This window comes from Methanobrevibacter sp. AbM4 (assembly GCF_000404165.1).
Classification (GTDB): Archaea; Methanobacteriota; Methanobacteria; order Methanobacteriales; family Methanobacteriaceae; genus Methanarmilla; species Methanarmilla boviskoreani.
Genome location: NC_021355.1, coordinates 238374 through 257791, shown reverse-complemented (window position 1 = coordinate 257791; position 19418 = coordinate 238374). Strand labels below are relative to the sequence as shown.

18 protein-coding genes are annotated in these 19418 nt (G+C 29.7%); all 18 read right to left on the bottom strand.

The window, feature by feature from the left end; translation table 11 throughout:
- Positions 1-8 precede the first annotated feature (8 nt).
- Positions 9-683 carry a translation initiation factor IF-6 gene (locus ABM4_RS00990; protein ID WP_016357820.1) on the bottom strand — a complete coding sequence of 225 codons (675 nt, stop codon included), beginning with the start codon at positions 681-683 and terminating at the stop codon, positions 9-11.
- 60 nt (positions 684-743) lie between these two features.
- Complete coding sequence (locus ABM4_RS00985) at positions 744-1010, bottom strand: 50S ribosomal protein L31e (RefSeq protein ID WP_016357819.1); 267 nt, start codon at positions 1008-1010, stop codon at positions 744-746.
- A gap of 11 nt (positions 1011-1021) precedes the next feature.
- Positions 1022-1177 carry a 50S ribosomal protein L39e gene (locus tag ABM4_RS00980; protein ID WP_016357818.1) on the bottom strand — a complete coding sequence of 52 codons (156 nt, stop codon included), beginning with the start codon at positions 1175-1177 and terminating at the stop codon, positions 1022-1024.
- Positions 1178-1235: 58 nt separating this feature from the next.
- Complete coding sequence (locus ABM4_RS00975) at positions 1236-1820, bottom strand: tRNA methyltransferase subunit (RefSeq protein WP_016357817.1); 585 nt, start codon at positions 1818-1820, stop codon at positions 1236-1238.
- Between the two features lie 19 nt (positions 1821-1839).
- Positions 1840-2202, bottom strand: a complete 363-nt coding sequence (locus ABM4_RS00970; RefSeq protein ID WP_016357816.1) for a DNA-binding protein — start codon at positions 2200-2202, stop codon at positions 1840-1842.
- Positions 2203-2242: 40 nt separating this feature from the next.
- The gene (locus tag ABM4_RS00965; RefSeq protein ID WP_016357815.1) at positions 2243-2683 is read right to left on the bottom strand and encodes a 30S ribosomal protein S19e; all 441 of its coding nucleotides are present in this window, start codon (positions 2681-2683) and stop codon (positions 2243-2245) included.
- Between the two features lie 137 nt (positions 2684-2820).
- Positions 2821-3054: a YhbY family RNA-binding protein gene (locus ABM4_RS00960; RefSeq protein ID WP_040682412.1), complete on the bottom strand. Its 234-nt coding sequence runs from the start codon at positions 3052-3054 to the stop codon at positions 2821-2823.
- Positions 3047-3418, bottom strand: coding sequence for a ribonuclease P protein component 4 (locus ABM4_RS00955; RefSeq protein ID WP_016357813.1), 372 nt, complete (start codon positions 3416-3418; stop codon positions 3047-3049). Before ABM4_RS00955 ends, ABM4_RS00960 begins: the two co-directional genes overlap by 8 nt.
- Before the next feature lie 329 nt (positions 3419-3747).
- Positions 3748-4344, bottom strand: coding sequence for an adenylate kinase family protein (locus tag ABM4_RS00950; RefSeq protein ID WP_016357812.1), 597 nt, complete (start codon positions 4342-4344; stop codon positions 3748-3750).
- Positions 4345-4393: 49 nt separating this feature from the next.
- A complete protein-coding gene (locus ABM4_RS00945; RefSeq protein WP_016357811.1) occupies positions 4394-5503 on the bottom strand; it encodes a GTP-binding protein in 1110 nt (369 codons plus the stop codon).
- Positions 5504-6029: 526 nt separating this feature from the next.
- Entirely contained in the window at positions 6030-6644 is a 615-nt protein-coding gene (locus ABM4_RS00940; RefSeq protein ID WP_016357810.1) for an ABC transporter ATP-binding protein, read from the bottom strand.
- Between the two features lie 31 nt (positions 6645-6675).
- A complete protein-coding gene (locus ABM4_RS00935; RefSeq protein WP_016357809.1) occupies positions 6676-7644 on the bottom strand; it encodes an ABC transporter ATP-binding protein in 969 nt (322 codons plus the stop codon).
- 17 nt (positions 7645-7661) lie between these two features.
- Positions 7662-8528: an ABC transporter permease gene (locus ABM4_RS00930; RefSeq protein ID WP_016357808.1), complete on the bottom strand. Its 867-nt coding sequence runs from the start codon at positions 8526-8528 to the stop codon at positions 7662-7664.
- Positions 8518-9510 (bottom strand): ABC transporter permease, encoded by a 993-nt coding sequence (locus ABM4_RS00925; RefSeq protein WP_016357807.1) that lies wholly within the window; start codon positions 9508-9510, stop codon positions 8518-8520. The genes ABM4_RS00930 and ABM4_RS00925 overlap by 11 nt, the downstream gene beginning before the upstream one ends.
- 245 nt (positions 9511-9755) lie before the next feature.
- Positions 9756-11372, bottom strand: coding sequence for an ABC transporter substrate-binding protein (locus ABM4_RS00920; RefSeq protein WP_016357806.1), 1617 nt, complete (start codon positions 11370-11372; stop codon positions 9756-9758).
- A 509-nt stretch (positions 11373-11881) separates the two neighbouring features.
- Entirely contained in the window at positions 11882-14602 is a 2721-nt protein-coding gene (locus tag ABM4_RS00915) for an STT3 domain-containing protein (RefSeq protein WP_016357805.1), read from the bottom strand.
- Positions 14603-15092: 490 nt separating this feature from the next.
- Positions 15093-17303 (bottom strand): DNA topoisomerase I, encoded by a 2211-nt coding sequence (gene topA / locus ABM4_RS00910; protein ID WP_016357804.1) that lies wholly within the window; start codon positions 17301-17303, stop codon positions 15093-15095.
- Between the two features lie 616 nt (positions 17304-17919).
- Positions 17920-19407 (bottom strand): phosphoserine phosphatase SerB, encoded by a 1488-nt coding sequence (gene serB / locus ABM4_RS00905; protein ID WP_048200752.1) that lies wholly within the window; start codon positions 19405-19407, stop codon positions 17920-17922.
- Positions 19408-19418: the final 11 nt, after the last annotated feature.

The window sequence follows — 19418 nt, the reverse complement described above, 5'->3', positions numbered from 1 at the left end:
TAAATAATTTAAAATGAATCTAAAAATCCTAAAGATTCTTCTATCCTAGCCATTTCAGGACCAGTAGTGTCTTCACCTACAATTACTCCTTTAGAATTAGATACTGAACAAGCACCTACAAGAGGAATACCCCTATTTACAGTACCAACATTACCTTCCACACCAAGTGTGTCCTCAAGTAATTTAAGGTCTTCAGGAGATGAATCTTTATGGGTAAGAAATCCTTTATTAGTAACAGAAACTAAAGAACCTATAATATCATAACCTGCGATTTCTGCCTGGGTAACATCGACATCCAATGTTTCCTCAATAACATCAACTGCAGTTTCTGAAACTTTAGGACTAATAATAGCTCCATTATCATTTGCTACAAGAATATTACCTACAGCAGTATATTTATCAGGTAATGGAACAATGTTTTCAATACCTGCTTCTTTTAAAGTAGCTAGCTCTCTATCATAAATGAAAGGAGAAACAATGAAACCATTAGAATTTCCAACTAATAAAGCACCAGCTAAGTTAGATCCAGCGATAGAACATTTAACAACATCAACATCTAAAGCCTCTCTAAGGATTTCCTCTTTAGATTCTAAGATATTATTAGGAACGATAGCTACATCCTCATTAACAGCTATATAAACACCTAAATTAGGATTTCCTGTAAGATTAATTCTTTTTAACATTTATTTTACCTTATTAATTAAATTAATAATGAAAATATTAAAAAATAAAGATTCAGATATCTATTCAGCAAGTTCTGCTTTAACATATCTTTCATCATCTTCTTCAACAAGAGTTGCTTTTACTTTGATTTTAGATGGAATCTTTTGAATTCCTCTTTCCCAAATCTTTTCATTTATTGAAGAATCAATGACAACATCTTCAACTTTCATATGTTTCATTAAAAAGTTTTTTACTTCTCTAATAGCCCTAGGAGCTCTAATAGTCCTTTTGACATTTTTTACATTACGAAGAGGTATTGTGTATACTCTTTCTAAATCTTCCGCCATATTTAACACCTCTAAATTTTAAGATTATTTCTTCTCCAATGTCTAGGCTTAGGTCTGTATTGTAATTTACGATTAGTTTTAGCATAAGCCCAAATAGGAATTCTTCTATTTTGTTTGTTTGCTTTTGCCATTCTTAATTTTTTAGCAGCAGGTTTGTTTCTACTCATTTTTTCACCTTAATAATTATTAAATTTTTAAACGATATGGACAATCTATTTCCATAATTCAATCCTTAAATCCAACAACATTAGTTTGATAATGTTCTGGGAAGATACTACTTGAATCCCCTCCAAGTTGATCTATTAGAATTCTAATCTCAACCTCATAATCAGAACTATTATCCCTATTACTTTTCTTATTTGTTACTTTAAACAGTGATGAAACTAAGGTATTAACAGTTTTATAACCAAAACTATCCAGGTTAATATATTGGACATCCTTCCTATCTTCTAAACTTTGAATTTGATCCCTATTAAGTTTAGGAGTTTTATCATCTCTTCTTGTACCATCAGCAACAACTGGATACTCTTCTGCTACAGCTTCAATAACCTGATTATGAATATACTTAATCCCCTCATTTGGAAAACCGTCATCCATAATTCTTTTAACACCGTCTTCCAAGATTTTCTTATCTAAATGAAGAACCCGATGTGGTATTCCTAAAGCTTTAGCTGACATGCTAGCAGGAACAAATGAGTCATATACACCAAAGTTAGCAGTACATACCTCTACATCAAAACCTAACCTCTTTAAGGTTATAGCCATGAGAGAACTGTCTTTACCACCACTATATAATACACAAGCTTTCATAGTAATAATTTTCAGGAATCTATTTCCTAGTTATATGAATTTCTCTTTTCTGACTGGCAAGTTGTCTTAGTAAGACTTTTAATTGCTCATCAGTAACTTTTCCTCTTAAACTTCCTGCTTGAGCAGATTGAATTAATTGAATTTCAATTTGTTGGACTAATTCAGGTTTAGTCAACTTAAGATTGGCTAATCTGCTTCGAGCTTCAGGAGTCATGATTTGTCTTACAGCTTGATTGATTTGTTGTTCTAACTGTTGTTGTTGAGCTTGTTGTTGAGCTTGCTGCTGTGCTTGTTGTTGCATTTGTTGCTGATTAGCAGCCATAGCCTGTTGTCTTTGTAATTGCTCTAATTTTTTACGACGAATATCATCTAATTCACTCATATACAAATCCCCATATCTTTTTTTCAATTAAAAAATAAATTTAATATTTTTCAAGTTCTGGAATATCTTTGATTAATTCTGTTGAAACTTTATCTAAATATGATTGACCTTGTGGAGTTACTACTCTTCCACCATCAACTTTTTCAACAAGACCTGCATCTTCTAATTGGTTTAAAGCTCCTCTAACAATAGAACCACTTCCCATTCTGAAAGATTCAGGGTTTACACCACGGTCTTTTTTACCACCGTATTTAATTCTTAAAGTTCTAACACCTATAGGACCACTAATGTAAACTTTTCTTAAGATAGCAGCACATCTTACATACCACCAATCTACATCCACAGGTTTTCTTTCTTTATGAACACCAGTTTTTACAAGATGAGACCATTCAGGTGATTGTATTTTATCATTATTGTTTTTAAATTCATCTGCAAGATGATTGATTAAAACATCTGCAGGTACATCATATACAGTACTCATATTAATTCTCCATATATTAATTTTCAAATAGATGTATTCAATAATTTAATAGATGTAAATTCTTAATATGATCCTCAAATTAAACTTAATCTTAGCATTAAGCTAAAGTAAAATAAGTTTGTAACTCAAAATGAGTATTAAGATTTCTTCTTATAAATAACAGCAACATGACCTCTTACATCGATTAATTCTGCCTTAGTCTCTTTGACAATGTTGCTTATATAATCATCTTTATCTTTTGCTATTGACCTAGCAAATTTTAGTTTAACAACCTCATTAGATTTCAATTGGCGTCTGACTTCATTGATTACATTATCATTAACACCAGATTTGCCAATATTGATTGTTATAGCAGAAAGAGCTTCATTCATTATTTCTTTTTTTGTTAATGTATGAGTCAATTTTAGCTCTCCTTTTTGATTTTATCTCCTTTTTGTAAGGAATATTAGTAATATGACCGCATTCAGTACATTTAATGTTAACTTCACTGTTAACTAGCCGGACTGTACAGTTGCAACCAGGATAAAGGAACTTATGACAGTTTTTACAATATCTTCTGTTCCATTTCTGAGGAATTTTAACATTATATTTAGTGGAAATCTTTAAAGCCAATTCAACATAACGATGGGATCTTTCAGGATGAACATGAAATTCCTCTTCCGCCTGTTTAAAAAGAATATCAATTCTTTCATTAGCAATATTCAATATCCATTTTGGTTTTTTTCCTCTAGTCAAATATACCCCTCTCATAATTGGCATATAAACTCTAATAAATAGAATTATAGAAGTTCTAAGAACAAATAAAAGATTTTAAAAAAAATAAAACATAATTCTAATAGATATTAACTACCATAATATACAAGAAGTATATTAAGAAACATTATGTTTTTACTATATAAAAAGTTTTACTATAAAACTAAAATATCATAAAAAGTTCCAATATTATTTATGTTATTATATAATAAAAAGGTTTTCTTTAAAAGTAGAATATTCATAAAAAAGTTATAAAAAAAATAGCTTAAATTTATAGATTTAAGTAAATGAGAAATCAATTAAAAAGTGAATTAATCAGAACCTTCCTCATCCTTTACAAACCAGCCTAAATAATCAACGACACCTACAGGATAAATACGTTCCCCATTAATAATCCTTACAACAATATCTAAAATCTCGTCAACTGACATATCAGTAACATCAATTTCATGGGCTTTACTTCCATGTCTTTCATAAGACTCAACAGAACAGACACCTAAACATTCTGCACCTAAATTCTCATGAATTTTAGATGGGGAATAATTCCTTTCCGCCAATCTCTCTTTTAGTTTATCGGGATGAACTCTTAAGATAATTACCTTATCAGGATTAGAGCAAAAGTGTGTTAGATGACCTTCAAATATTAACAACTTAGGCTTTTCACCTTCAGAAGATAGAAATTCCCTTTGAACCTCACCAAATTTAGAGTCTAATCCTTTCAAATCCACCACTTTATATGCCTTATCAGGATCATCACCTAAAATCAAATCATTATCAAATGCCAAATCATTAGCTTTAACAAGTTTTACATCATAATGATCCTCATTATTTAGCCTATTAAACAAAGCTTCTGAAACTGTAGTTTTACCTGTACAAGGAGTTCCACTTATAAAAATTGTATTAACCATATAATCACTATTTATAAAAAAATAAATCAATGAAAAGTTTTAAATAAATCTATTTTTTAAGAATAACCCTTAAAACATCCTCATCCTCAAGAACATGATCAGGACCTACCTTCTGACCTGGGAATTTTACAGAAGTTCCCCAAACCTTAGCATGTCTGAAATTACGTACAAATTCCCTGTGTAACTTACGGCAAGCCTCAATAACAGTAGTGCCTTTTTTAATAATCAAAGGATCATTCATGTCTGCATGTCTTCCTTGAGGTTTAAGATAAACTCTTATAAGGCCTAATTGATTGAAGATTGTTTCTCTAAGATAATCCATGTTCTGTTTCTTATCTGCGGAAATAGGAATAAAATCATCAGGCATGTTCGGATCTGCCCTTAGTTGATTCAAGTAGTTCTCATCTACTAAATCTGTTTTATTCATTAAAACAATCATAGGAACATAGGATTTATTAGCATCCAAAACATCAATAAACTGATCCACATCAATATCTTCCCTAAATAAAACGCTGGCATTATGGATACCATATTCATTTAATACGGATCTGATGGTAACCTCATCCAATTTTGATAATGGAATGGTTGAAGATACTTTAACTCCACCTCTTCCAGTCTTCTTAACCCTTACATCAGGTTTTGTCTGATTAGGCCTTACACCAATATCATGAAGTTCCTTTAAAATCACATTATAGTGTTGAGGATTCAAAACATCCAATACAACAATGATTAAATCTGCATCTCTAGCCACAGCTAAAATTTCTTTACCTCTACCTTTTCCACCAGATGCACCGGTAATAATTCCTGGAACGTCAAAAATTTGGATTTGCGCATTGTTATATTCCATGATTCCAGGAATAATATCCAATGTTGTAAATTGATAAGCTCCAACCTTACTTTCAGCATTAGTTAATTCATTAAGTAATGTTGATTTACCTACAGAAGGAAAACCTACAAGCACAGCAGTAGCATCCCCAGATTTTTTAACATAAAACCCTTGACCTTTGTTTCCGGAACTACTCCTTTTTTCTTGTTCTTCTTTGAGCCTTGCTATCTTAGCTTTTAATTTACCGATATGGTGAGAAGTAGCTTTATTATACTGAGTTTTATGGATTTCATCCTCAATATCCTTAATTTTCTGCTCTATATCATCACTCATAAATTCACCAGAATTGAATATTTAATAATTAATAATAATAAAAAAATCAAAATATTAAACCATTTTTTTATCATGAATTTCTACTTTACATGATAAAAAGCGGATTAACAATGAAAAAGATATTTCATAAAATTATGATTTAATCTAAAATATCTTTATAATAATATATAATAATATTATATTCTATTTATCAATATATAAAATTTAATATTGAAAATAAGAACTTGAAAAAATATTCAATAAATAGATAATTTTTAGCAATAACTTAAAAAAGAGTATTTCCATAAAAAGGATTATTAACAATTAATTTAACTTAATTTTATATATTAAAGAAGCATTAAACAGAATAAAATTAAAAAATATAAGAGGCCTTAAGGAAAATTTAATTTCAAATTTCTAAGGAATTATCAACAAAACTAAAACTAGATTATTTTTAATAAAAAATTCAAAGTTTTGTTAAAGCCCTAATAAAATAAAAAAATAAGTTGTTAAATTCTTGAAATAAAATAAAAAAATGATTAAATAATTAAAAATTATTTAAATCATTTAAATGGACAATATCATCACATATAACACTCAATAAGTCTTTATCATGACTTACAACTAAAAATCCCATATTTCTATCCTTAACTACTTTAATAACAGCATCAAATATTTGAACTTGAGTAACTGCATCTAACATAGTTGTCATTTCATCAGCAATTAAAAACTTTGTTTTAGGATTTAAAGATCTCAAAACTGAAAATCTCTGAAGTTCCCCACCAGATAATTCATTTGGCCATCTATTTAACCAAGATTCCTGAATACCAAATTCATCAAACAATTCCTGAGGAACTTGCCAAGATTCATTTAAGACTTCTCTCATTTTCCATTTTGGATTAATCACCTTTTCAGGATGTTGAAATATAAGTTGAACAGGATTATAACCTTTTTTAGGAAGTGGTTTTCCATCAAGTCTAACTTCGCCTTCATAATTAAGAATAAAAGAAGATAAAATCTTACATAAACTTGATTTACCACTACCACTATCTCCTACTAAACCTAAGACTTTATTATTATCAATGGTTAAATTAAGGTCTTTAAGGATATAATCAGATTGAGAACTATATTTAAATGAAATATTACTTGCTGTCAATTCCATATAATCATCTCTTCAAATAAATAATTAAAAATTAAATATCCTTTTTACTATCAAATAAATGACATCTAATTTTTTTACCATTTTCAACATCTATTAATTCTGGTTTAAGATTTTCACAAATATCAATCTTATTTTCACAGTACCTATAATAAGGACAACCATTAATTACCTCACCATGTAATGGTTGATGACCTTCAGTTAATTTAAAACCATTTTGAGGTAATGCTTTATATAAAGCTCTAGTATATGGATGTAAAAGATTTTCACCATCCCCTGAGAAATCCTCAATATTTGCAACTTCAATTACAAAACCTGCATAGAATATAGCGATCTTATCTGCAACTTTTAATGCAGCATTGATGTCGTGAGTAATAAGTAAAACTCCAACACCATCGTCAGCCATTTGTTTTAGATAGTTTAATGTTTCTTTAACAGATTTTTCATCTAAACCAGGAGTAGGCTCATCTGCAATAACTAATTTAGGATTAGTGAGTAAAGCAGTTGAAACTAAAACCCTTCTTGCCATACCACCAGATAATTGGAAAGGATACATATTGTCAACATCTTCAGAAAGATTATACTTCTCAAAGATTTCTCTTTGTTTTTTACGTTTTTCCTTCTCCTCTTCTGGTGTTTTACAATCCCCGATAACTTGATCTGAAACTTTCATTAAAGGATCTAAGAAATTAACTGATTGAGGAATTAAAGCTATCTCTTTTCCTCTCAATTTCTCCTTTAAATCATCAGTTAATTCTTCACCACAATACTTCATAGTACCTGTAACCTCTGCATTAGAAGGTAAGATTCCTAAAATACTATGGGCAAGTAAACTTTTACCAGACCCACTGGAACCTAAAACTGCAACAATTTCCCCAGAGGATATATCTAAAGATAAATCGGATATAACCTTCATATGAATTTGTTCCAATCCTTTAGAGTATTGTATAAATGAAATAGAAATATTATATACACTTAATAAATTTTCTGCGTTTTCACTCATAGTTTAGCTCCTAAAACTTATTCCTGTGCACTTGCAGGGTTTAATAATTTTTTAACATTTTCTCCAGCTATATCAAATAATAATACAAGTATTAATAAAGCTAAACCTGGGAATAATGCTAACCACCAAGTACCAGTAGCAAGATATCTCATAGACTCAGATAAAATAATACCAATTGCAGGTTCGTGAGGTGATAAACCGAATCCTAAGAAGGTTACACCTGCTTCATGCATGATTGCATGAGGGAAGATCAATAATGTTCCTACAATAATTTGAGTATATAATAAAGGAAGTATATGCTTTCTTGCAATCCATAATCTAGATTTGCCTAGGTTTCTAGATAATTTAACAAATTCTGAAGTTTGTATCTCCTTAATTTCTGCTCTAAGAACCCTAGCTAAAGAAGTCCAATGGGTAAAAGCTACACCAATAATAACACCAAATGCTCCTCCACCTAATGAGATAGATATTAATATTATCAATAGAATATGAGGAATAGATAAGAATAAATCTATTAACCAAGATACAAAACTATCTAAATATTTATTTAAACTAGATAACATTGCTAAAGCAATAGCAATAATACTACTTAAAATAGAAGCACCTAAACCAATTTGAACACTTAAACCTAAACCCTTAAGAGTACGAGTAAGCATGTCTCTACCCATCCAATCAGTACCAAATAAATGTTCAAATGAAGGTGGTTGGTTAATTATGCTCCAATTGGTAGCAATGTTTGTAGAATCTATAAATAAACTATTTATAATAACTAAAACTAAAATTCCCACTGAAATACCAATAGCAAGTAATGTTTTTGTTCTTAAGTTTATACGACCTAAAACATTATTAACATTATTCTTTTCATTAGATGAACTATTCATCATTTTCACCTTCCCTAATTCTAGGATCTACAAAGTTATATAATATATCTGCAATTAAATTACCAATATAAACAAATATAGCACTAAATATCACAATTCCAAGCAATAATGGAACATCACTGTTTAAACCAGCAGAAACTGCAGCTTGACCTATTCCCGGATAAGTAAATACTTGCTCTACAAGAATAGCTCCCCCAAATAATTCACTGAAACCTATAAATTGTAAGGTAATAGCAGGGAGTAAAACATTTCTTATACCATGTCTTTCAATAAGAGACCAGCCAGATTCTCCTCTAGCTTTAGCAAATAAAAAGTAATCGCTAGACATTTCTTCAATAAGCCTATCTCTAGTATAAAGAGCAATTTGAGCTACACCCAAAATACTTAAGGTAAATGCAGGTAAAATTAAACAATTTAACCATTGCAAAATATTTACGGAACTACTTTCACTACCAATTGGAATACCTCCACCTGTAGGGAACCATCCTAGATAAATACTAAATATCATTAAAATAATTAATGCAATCCAAAATGTTGGCGCGGATTGTAATAAATAACAATAAGTTTTAATTACTTTATCTACCCAAGTATCTTTTTTATATCCTGCAATAACACCTAAAATAAAACCTAAAATACCTGAAATCAGCCATGAAACAAACATCAACAGAAGAGATGCCGTGAATCTTTCTGCAATAACTTGTAAAACAGGTACCCTAAATATTAAGGAATTACCTAAATCACCTTGAACAACATTAGCAAACCAATTAGCCATCTTTGTTGTTATAGGTTGATTTACACCCCAATATGACTCTAAGGCAGCAACTTGTTCAGGACTAACATGAATATTTGCAATATATGTTTTAACAGGATTAATAGGAGATAAATCAATTAATAAAAAGCTTAACATGATTACAAAAAACAATAAGATTATAAATCTTACAATTTTATAACCTAAGAACTTTAATAATTTATTCTTATTTGTCAATAGAAAAAACCTCCTAAAGTCTAAAAATAATATATAAATCTAATTTAAATTTAAAATTTGAATATAAAAACATAATCATAAAAAAAATTAATTTTACTAAACTAATTTTTAATAAAATTAAAAAGTTTCAAAATTTAATAAATATTTCAATTAATTAAAAAAAAATCATATAAAATATTTTCCAAATAAAAAAAATATAACAAAAAATAGATTAAATTAAAAATTAATTTAATCTAATAAAATTTTTATGCTGAAGAATTTGTACTATTCTTCATTTTCCAATCATAAATGTTTCCGAAAATATCTCCACCATGAGGTTGTAATAAAGCAGTGTCATTTGAAATATCTACTCTATCATTAACAAAGTAACCATATTTCATTTCACCAAGCCATAACCAACTTGCTTCACCTTTAGGTGAAATACCGGTACTACCATCCCATGAAACTGCAGACCAATCTTTATAAGAATCTTCACGAGATTCAGACATAGCTTTATCCATGTGACTATTTACAGCACTGATATTTACCATAGCAGCATTTGAACTAGAATTTGGAGAGTATTCAGAGTATATATCTGAAGGATCTGTACTACCATAACCCCATACAACTGCTTGAGAGTATTCATTTGGATAGATTTCATCCCAGTTAGTTCCAACAGGAGTTATGTTAATACCCATTTGCTTAGCTTGTTCAGAGAGTGAAACAGCTAATGCTTGTCTTTCAGGTGCATCAGATGAATAATAAACACTGAATGCAGCTTTAGTTCCGTTTTTCTCACGGATTCCATCACCATCAGTGTCTTTCCAACCTGCACTTTCTAATGTTTGATTTGCATAAGTAATGTTTCCATCTTGAATTGCAGATTCATTATTAGACCATGGTAATTGATGAGCAATACCATCATAACTAGGTACACCTAAACCATTTAATCCACCTTGGCACATTGCGGTCCTATTAATACCATAGTTTAATGCTTTTCTAACAGCAATATCTGCAGTTACATTATTACCTATAGTATAGTTATCTTCCTCAGATTTTAAGCCAGTGTTATTTACATTAGGTAATGAAACACCACGTACATCAATAGAATCTTGTAAGTACATAGTATATCCAGATACATTTTCTTTAGCATAGGTAAGAGGAACAGCTACAACATCTGCTTCATTATTTTTAGCAGCATTGAATGCTGCATCATTTTTAGCAAATAAAATAGTTAACTTCTTAACCTCTGGTTTTTTACCATAATAATCAGGGTTAGCCTCTAAAATTACTTGTTGACCTTTATCCCATTCGACAAATTTATATGGTCCAGAACCTATTGGATTAGAACCATAAGATTCATTATTATAAGAATCTGAAGGAACAATACCAATATATGCCATTTTATCTAAGAATGTAGAATCTGATTTGTTTAATGTAAATTTAACTGTTGTATCATTAACAGCAGTAGCATTTAACATACTAGATAAATCTAAGCTTTGACCAGATTTTTTTGCCTCATTATATGTAAAAGCAACATCTTCAGCAGTTAAATCAGAACCATCAGTAAATTTTACATTTGGTCTAATTTGTACAACATATTCTTTATAATCATCACTAATTGTATAATTAGTAGCCAAATCATTTTTATAAGTCATATTCGGTGTCATCTTTAATAAAGTACTTTGAATTAAAGGTTCAGCATAGTAATTCCATCCCAAAATAGGATCAAAACCCGTTTCTGGTTCTCCCCCATGACTATAAGCTGCAACAACTAATTCCCCATCACCTCTTTGATGAGAAGTGTTACCAAAAATAACAACACCTGCAACTACAATAACAACAATAACAAGTATTATCGCAATAACATACTTTCTTTCCATTGTTAAATACCTCTATCTCTCTATAAAAAAATGATAAATATAAATCACACAAAATACACCGTAATAATAAAATATTTCTTAAAAAAAAATATTTTCAAAAGTATTACTAAATATTAAAAATGTATTAATATAATAATTTATAGTAAATAATTAATACTTACCGATATAAATACTTAACTATAAAAAGTAATACTAAAAAGAAAAAATATGATTTAAAGTAATAAATAAAAGAAAAAAATTAAAAAACGATTAATATTATTACACTAAAATTATACAAAAAGAAATAGAAAACAATTGATTAATTCTACAAAATTATAAAAATTTACAGAAAAAAATATCAAATATTAAATTTTAAATTCAAATGAAAATGAAATTTAGACAAATTCCCCTTAATTAAATAAAAAACAGAATTTTAAAATTTGATAAGGTATCATAAAAAAATCTAATTTTAAAAATAAAAAAAGAAAAAGTTAAGATTGAATCTTAACTAATTTAAACAAGTTTAAATTTTAGCCTGTTGTGTTGTTACCGGATGAGGAACCTGAACCTCCACCTGCAACAGTGTTATTAAAGTTAACTCTCCACAAGGACACACCATTTGCCATATGTACCTGTGTAAAGATATCCTGTCCATTACCACCTAAGAGATAGAGTCTAGTAAACATTGAATTTACCAGCTCATTACTCATCAATACGGCCATATAGGTATTATTAGATCCAAGTAAGTATAATGTGTAATTACCATCACTTGCATTACCAATAGTCTGGTTTTTAACAAGATAATTATCTTCAACAACTAAAATATTACTTGCTTTTAACGGATTGTAATCTGTACCATTTATCTCAGCAACAGAATTATTGTTTGCAAATCTAGTTTCCACATGAGCAGTGGTAGTATTATTTTGATTACCTCTGTTTACAACTACACTTACATTAATTCCATTTTCATCAAGCATATCAATCTTACCGGAGTGACCAGGTAGGATAGTAGTCTGATTCTTAGCGGGATAATATTGATATTGTTCTGTTTCACTACCTTCGAATTTCCAACTACCGAAATAGGTCCACCAGCCTGCTTTTTGAAGCATATCTGAACTTGCAACAAATATTACTGGTCTAGGATTATCTGGGTGAGTATAACTTAATACCTTATCTGCATCACTACTAGATACATGATATTGATTTGTTAAGGTATTCTTAGCATCAGATTTTTTCTGTGGCAAGATCTTATTTACAATCTCTACTGTAGTTCCATTATCTGAATGGGTATACTTTTCCAATACATTGTATACCGGCTCATAACCAGATGTACCAAGCATTCTGAAAATACCTGCAGATAGTTCTAGATTATCCGTAGTCATAGCTTCACCCATCCAGTATGCCCTACCGTCTGTACCCTGCATACCTCCATCAAACATGGTTTGTCTGTTGGCAGCAATTTCAAATAAATAACCGAAATCCCACCAAGATGCAATTACAGTGTTATTAGGTTCATTTTGTTGAATCCAATTCATTGAATCCCACATTTCATCATTTGTACCTGGTACAACACTGTTAGATGTTGCATAAGCACAGGTTACAGTTGGAGCAACAATAGCTAGGAATATACAGAAAATTGCTAAATATTTCTTGTAAGGTATATCCTTATAAACCAATGGTTTTTTAACATCGAATAAGATTACAGTCAATATTAAAAGTATAATTAATAGAGCAATACCAAATGTCCTATCAACTTGAGCAATAACCGGATAACTAGCAAGTAAAATTGCAATTACAATTGTTGCTGCAAGTTTTTTGTCATCAATCCTTTTGGACTTGATATAGTCAGCAGCATAACCTACAAAGATACCGGTAAGTAAACCAAATGGTAAAATTAATAAGGTAATAAACCTTGAACCTTGAGTTACAGCAGCACATGCAGAAATGGCCCAAACAAGGAATAAAGTTAAATATAGCAATGTTTCCTTTCTTGATTGAATAAGTTCATCACGGGAACCGAACTCTCCAATTTCTTTAAGAGAGAATTCAAATCTTCTTTTCTCAGATCTTACAGATGCGGATTGTCTTAAGTTTTTAGGTAGTTTACCAGTAGCGGTTGTTTTATTAGAAGTTCTTCTAAGTTTTGCAAATCTAGTAATATAAGTGTATAATACAACTAAAGCTGCAATGAAACAGATAATTCCACCAACACCATTTACAACGGAACCGGTACTTGCTAAGAATAAACCAAGTACTCCACCTGTAGATAAAGCAGGAACTTGAAGCTCTGCAACAGATACCATTACGTTAGGGAATCCTGTACTGGTAGAGGAAGCTTGTAATGCAAATCCACTAAGTACATTATTAACAATTCCAAGAACACCTGCACCATCAACTATCAATAAACCAATGACAAGTAATACTACAAGACCAATTACAGATAAGACTTCTTTCTGATGGAAGAAATCTTTTATCCTAGTACCAGTTGATGCCCTATTTTCAGGATCCGTTAGGCTAAAGTATAAATTAGCAATTAGGTAAATCACAACAAATATTGCCAACATACCTAAGTAAAATACATAACCATCCCAACATTTAGCAAAGGCCATAATTGATAGCACTGCAAGAATTGCATAGATCAACTTATGAATCCTGTTATTGGACCGAATACATTCAATAAAGAACAGAACAATAAACAATGGAAATACAAATACAAACATATCCGTATCAAAGAACCCAGGGAATGTGTGTGCAAAGTAGTTTGGAGACAATGTTATAATTAAAGATGCCGCGATAGCACCATAATCATTTGTAACCCTCCTTACAATAATATAAGAAGGAATAATAGCCAAACAAGAGATAATAGCACCAGTCCAGAAAGCAACTGTTTTAACATCAAAATGTCCAAATATATTGGCCAGGTTATACATAAATGATGTAACAACTCCAATTCCTGGAGTATACGTAGTATTCATACCATTTGGAGAATACCTATGATTATCTACCTGAGTGTTATTCACCATAGTATCTCCATAGTAACCATGATCTATTAAATCCTGAGTCATCCTTAGGTTATAATATGAATCCATTTCACTGAAATAAGGAAGACCGGAAGAATCAACATACTCGGCTTTAACATCTGAAGGAACCCCGTTAATATCACCAGCAGGAACCCTAATAGCAAATACTATAGCCAGGAGTATAAGAATGATTACTACAGACTTAAGTATAGTCTTTGTCTTATTATTCATAAAATCCTCTGTCAAATTTTTAAATTGTAAAAAATCTCTTTAAATTTTTAATTATGTATACATTAATTAATTTAAATAGAGATTCAACGAAAAATTAAATCACCATTTAAATAAAGGATATTAAATCCACTTAAAGAAAAAGAATTAAACAAATTTAATAATCCTAATTATAATATTTTAAAATATTATACATTCATAATATTTATTTTAATATTTTTAAATTTATTTATTTTAAAGTAGAAATAGGATTAAAAAAAGGATAATGGAAAAAATAAAAAAATAAAATATTATCTTAGATTAAACAATAAAAAATGATAAAAAAACACGATATAAAATAATAAACACAATGATAAAATTTAACTTAATAAAGTTTAATTTGAAATGAATAAAACATATAAAATAGGATAATATCCAATTAAAATAGAAAACAAGAGATTAATGAAGGATTCGAAAAATAAAATTAAGAAGAGAAAGGGTTAAAATTAGAAATCTATTTTGCATCAGATTCTATTTTCTGGTCTTTTTTAGAACTACTGCTTGAGGAGTTCGCTTTTTCCAATATGGAGTCCAGTTCATCTACAGAACATGTGAATCTACATTTTGGAAATCCTCTACAACCTACAAATTCCCCATATCTACCATTTCTCTTAACTAAATTATTTCCACATTCTGGGCAGGTACCAACAATCTCAAGAGTTTTAGGTTTTTTAACATTTTCCTTACCACAGTTAGGATCAAGACATGCGTGTTGACGAGGTTTACCAAAGGAAATCATAGGTAATCCGCATTTAGGGCATTTACTTTTAAGAATATTGGCTCCTTTTGGAAGGGAGTAAATAGTTCTACAATCAGGATAGTTGGAACATCCCACAAAACTAGCTTTGGTTTTAGGAGAATATCTTTTAATTAAATCCCCACCACATGCACATTTACCTACAATCTGACTCTTCATATATGCGTTGTAAAGTTTATTTCCAATATCCTTCTCATTTTTCTCAATGTCTGAGAGAATAGTTAAGACCTCTTCCTGGGCATCCTTTATAAGGGCATCTTTAGATAATTTATTATCTCTAATTTTATCTAAATCCCTTTCAAAATTACGGGTTAACTCCTCGGAGGTGATGTCTTTACAGTACTCCTCCAAAGTATCTATTATATTCTCACCTAATTGATTAACCTCAATTTTTTTACCGGATATATACTTTCTATCATAAAGTTTAGCAATAATATCTGCTCTTGTAGCCTTAGTACCAAGCTCTCTTTTCTCAAGTTCCTTAATAAGGGAGGATTCGTTGTATCTTGCAGGAGGTTTAGTTTTTTTCTCCTCTGATTTAATATCTTTAACCTTAATCTTATCTCCCTTTTTAAGATCTGGAAATGTATCGTCCTCAATTTTTTTAAATGGATAATGGGCCAACCATCCGAGAACTGAGACCCGTTTTCTTTTAAATGAAAATTCCTCTTTTCCCACATTAAGATTAACTTTCATTGTTTCCAACTCAGAATCTGTTGAAAATACACTGATAAATCTATAGACAATTAAATTATAAACTTTTTGTTCATCCTTATCCAATTTTTCAGGTAAAACACCCGTCGGGTGGATCGCAGGGTGAGCTGCATCTGTTTTTTTACCTTCATGAGGTTTTAGATTCTTAGGAAGATCTATAATATGTTTTTTATATTCGGAGTTCTGTGATAATTGGATTAGAATGTTCTTATAATTTAATGATTCAGGTAATTTCTGAGATGAGGTACGTGGATAAGAAGTATATCCCCCAGTATATAAATTCTGAGCAATGACCTGAGTTTTCTTAGGAGAAAAACCAAATGCTGCATAGGACTCTGATTGTAAATCACCTAAATTAAATGGAACAGGTGGTTTTCTAATTTTTTTGTTAATCTTTACCTTTGAAACATCGGCATCGGAACCTTTACAATTTTTATAGATATTCTCGGCTCTCTTTTGATCAAAGATTTTACCTTCCACATGATCTGCAACAATATCATTTTCAAGAACTGCCTTGATTAACCAATAAGGTTTAGGAACAAATTTCTGAATTTCCTTTTCCCTTTTGACAAGAATTGAAAGTGTTGGAGTTTGAACACGACCTGCTGAAAGTTTTAAATATTTATATTTAGATTTTCTAACAGAAGTCATCAATGCCTTAGAGATATTAACACCAAAATAATAATCCAAAACATGCCTTGCTATACCACTTTCTACCTGAGGCATATCCAGTTCTATCCTATTTTCATATGCTTCAACAACATCCTTTTTAGTTAAGGTTGAGAATTTCATACGGGAAACTTTAGCCAAATCATTAACGCCACATGCATATTTTAATGCATTATATCCGATTAAGGTACCCTCAATATCATAATCACATGCATGGATAAAGCTATCCGCATCTTTTGCAAATTTCTTAATGGCATTGACATAATCCCTTGTAAATCTACTAGATTTATTAACTTCATATGCAGGAGCCCAATCTAAGTCAAAATAATACTTGTTTCGATTGTTTTTAGGAGTCAATGAGTACAAATGACCTACAGCAGACACTATAACAATATGTTTATCTTCCCTATCCATTTCCCAATAACTAACCTTTTTATTATATTTATGTTTCTTTGCCTTGGAAGATAAAGCCTGAGCTACTTTTTCCGCAGCTTTTGGCTTCTCACAAATAATTAATTCATTCATTTTATCACATTATCTAAAAATTTTCTCCCTCAATAGATATAAATAAAAATTAAAAATAATATCCGATAATACTAGTTACTGAAATTTTTCAGTTTCTAAATTAAATAAAAAAATTGAAATTTTAAAATATTATTATTCATAGTAAATTCAATTACATTATATAAATTTTTTTCATTTTAAAAAAAAAATCAGTTTTAGAAAAATAATCTTCTATATATTATAATATATTATATTTACTAATTTTTTAAATTATAAAGGATTTTGTTAAACTTTTAGGACAGCTGAAAATCAGCTGAAAAATATTTGTTTTAAATGATTAAAAATAAAAAATTATTATGATAAAATTAAAAGACAATGAAACTTTAAACAATAAAAATAGATGAGATAAACCTTAAATCTGAAAATAAAATAAAAATAGATGAAATAAACCTTAAATCTGAAAATAAAATAAAAAGAAAAAGATTATCATAATAAGATTAAAAGATTACTGAAACTTTAAATAAGAAAAATAGATGAATAATCCTTAGATTCATAAATTAAATAAAAATAGATAATAAAAAGATATAAAAAATAAATCAATGAAAAATCAACGAAAAAAGAAAGAAATAAACTAAATTTAGTTTATATCATATTTTTGTAAAAGTAAAAGTTCTTCGGTAGATAACTTTTTACCATGTTTAAATTTATCAAAAATATTTTCAGCTTTCTCTTTCTCTTCTAAGTTTCTCTTAGGAGCAGGTTGATTTTTGTTTGATTTTCGTCTTTTAGGTCTAGATGTACCTAATCTTTTATTAATGACGTGGATTTCGCTTAAAACTGATTTGAATTCTTCATGTTTTGCAGAAGCAGATTTTCTTGCTTCAATGAAGTTTTTATGTGCCTCATCAGCAGCAGCTCTAATTTCATCAGTTTTTCTGAAATAGTTTAACATTTGTTCATGTGCTTCTTGAGCTTTCTCGGAAAGTTCAACAACATTAGCATGATGTTCTTCAGATTGTTTTTTAAGTTCCTCAGCTTGTGCTTTTACCTTATCATCTTCATGAATATCCATTAATTGTTTACGGAGATCATTAGCATTTTTAACAAGTTGATTTTCTTTTTTAATATCTAAAACCCTAGTTTCAATGATACTATCAATTTTCTTGATTTCATTTTCGATTTTAACTTTGTCTTTTTTACCTGAAGACCACTCTAAGTTTCTAAGCTCTTTATTAGCAGCGTTACGTAATTTTTTCTCTGCCTCAACTTCTTTGTTGATTTTATTACGTTCGTCCCTATATTCGATAGCTTTGTTTAAGTTTTCTTTTAAAGAAGCATTTAATTCATCACGGATTTTACGTTGTTCTTTAGCAACTCTGTTGTAATGTTCTCTTTCATCAGCAATTTTGGAAATTTCTTCTTCTTTTTCAATTTTTTGCTGTTTGACTCCTTCAAGAGTGTCTGCAAGAACAAATTCTTCTTTTTTATCAGCATCAGCAGCTTTTTTAATTGGATCTAAGACAGCGGTTAAATTATCATCATCAACAATAACATCAGCGATTTCTTTAACAGCAGGTTTACCATTAAATGCAATACCTAAACCAGCGGATTCAATAATTGAGATATCATTAGCTCCGTCACCAATAGCTACACAGTCAGCTAATTCGATATCTTTATCTTCAATATATTTATTTAATACTTGAAGTTTAGTACCGGAAACTAAGTCTCCAGTTACCTCACCAGTTAATTTTCCATCTTCTTCAGTTAATGAATTAACAAAAATTTCATCAATACCTAATTTGTCTTTTAATGGGTCTGCAATAATATCAAAACTACCACTAATAACAATTACATCATAGCCAGCATCTTTTAAAGTTTTAACAGTCTCTTCAGCACCGTCGGTAAGAGGAATATTATTTCTTAATTCAACAATATCATCGACTGAAACTCCTTCAAGAAGTTTAGCTCTTTCTTTAATAGAGGTTTCAAAGTCGAGTTCGCCTTTCATTGCTTTATCTGTAATTTCAGCAATTTCATCTTTAACATTTGCAATTTTTCCTATCTCGTCTATTGCCTCTCCATTCATTATAACATTATCTAAGTCAAATACTATAAGTTTAATCAAACATATCACCA

Bases quoted from the DNA above. Each gene is read 5' to 3' on its own strand.
- ABM4_RS00960 (WP_040682412.1), bottom strand. From the start codon at position 3,054: ATGAATGAAGCTCTTTCTGCTATAACAATCAATATTGGCAAATCTGGT.
- ABM4_RS00980 (WP_016357818.1), bottom strand. From the start codon at position 1,177: ATGAGTAGAAACAAACCTGCTGCTAAAAAATTAAGAATGGCAAAAGCA.
- ABM4_RS00945 (WP_016357811.1), bottom strand. From the start codon at position 5,503: ATGAGTGATGATATAGAGCAGAAAATTAAGGATATTGAGGATGAAATC.
- ABM4_RS00950 (WP_016357812.1), bottom strand. From the start codon at position 4,344: ATGGTTAATACAATTTTTATAAGTGGAACTCCTTGTACAGGTAAAACT.
- ABM4_RS00970 (WP_016357816.1), bottom strand. From the start codon at position 2,202: ATGAGTGAATTAGATGATATTCGTCGTAAAAAATTAGAGCAATTACAA.
- ABM4_RS00940 (WP_016357810.1), bottom strand. From the start codon at position 6,644: ATGGAATTGACAGCAAGTAATATTTCATTTAAATATAGTTCTCAATCT.
- ABM4_RS00975 (WP_016357817.1), bottom strand. From the start codon at position 1,820: ATGAAAGCTTGTGTATTATATAGTGGTGGTAAAGACAGTTCTCTCATG.
- ABM4_RS00935 (WP_016357809.1), bottom strand. From the start codon at position 7,644: ATGAGTGAAAACGCAGAAAATTTATTAAGTGTATATAATATTTCTATT.
- ABM4_RS00920 (WP_016357806.1), bottom strand. From the start codon at position 11,372: ATGGAAAGAAAGTATGTTATTGCGATAATACTTGTTATTGTTGTTATT.
- ABM4_RS00930 (WP_016357808.1), bottom strand. From the start codon at position 8,528: ATGATGAATAGTTCATCTAATGAAAAGAATAATGTTAATAATGTTTTA.
- ABM4_RS00985 (WP_016357819.1), bottom strand. From the start codon at position 1,010: ATGGCGGAAGATTTAGAAAGAGTATACACAATACCTCTTCGTAATGTA.
- ABM4_RS00915 (WP_016357805.1), bottom strand. From the start codon at position 14,602: ATGAATAATAAGACAAAGACTATACTTAAGTCTGTAGTAATCATTCTT.
- ABM4_RS00990 (WP_016357820.1), bottom strand. From the start codon at position 683: ATGTTAAAAAGAATTAATCTTACAGGAAATCCTAATTTAGGTGTTTAT.
- topA (WP_016357804.1), bottom strand. From the start codon at position 17,303: ATGAATGAATTAATTATTTGTGAGAAGCCAAAAGCTGCGGAAAAAGTA.
- ABM4_RS00965 (WP_016357815.1), bottom strand. From the start codon at position 2,683: ATGAGTACTGTATATGATGTACCTGCAGATGTTTTAATCAATCATCTT.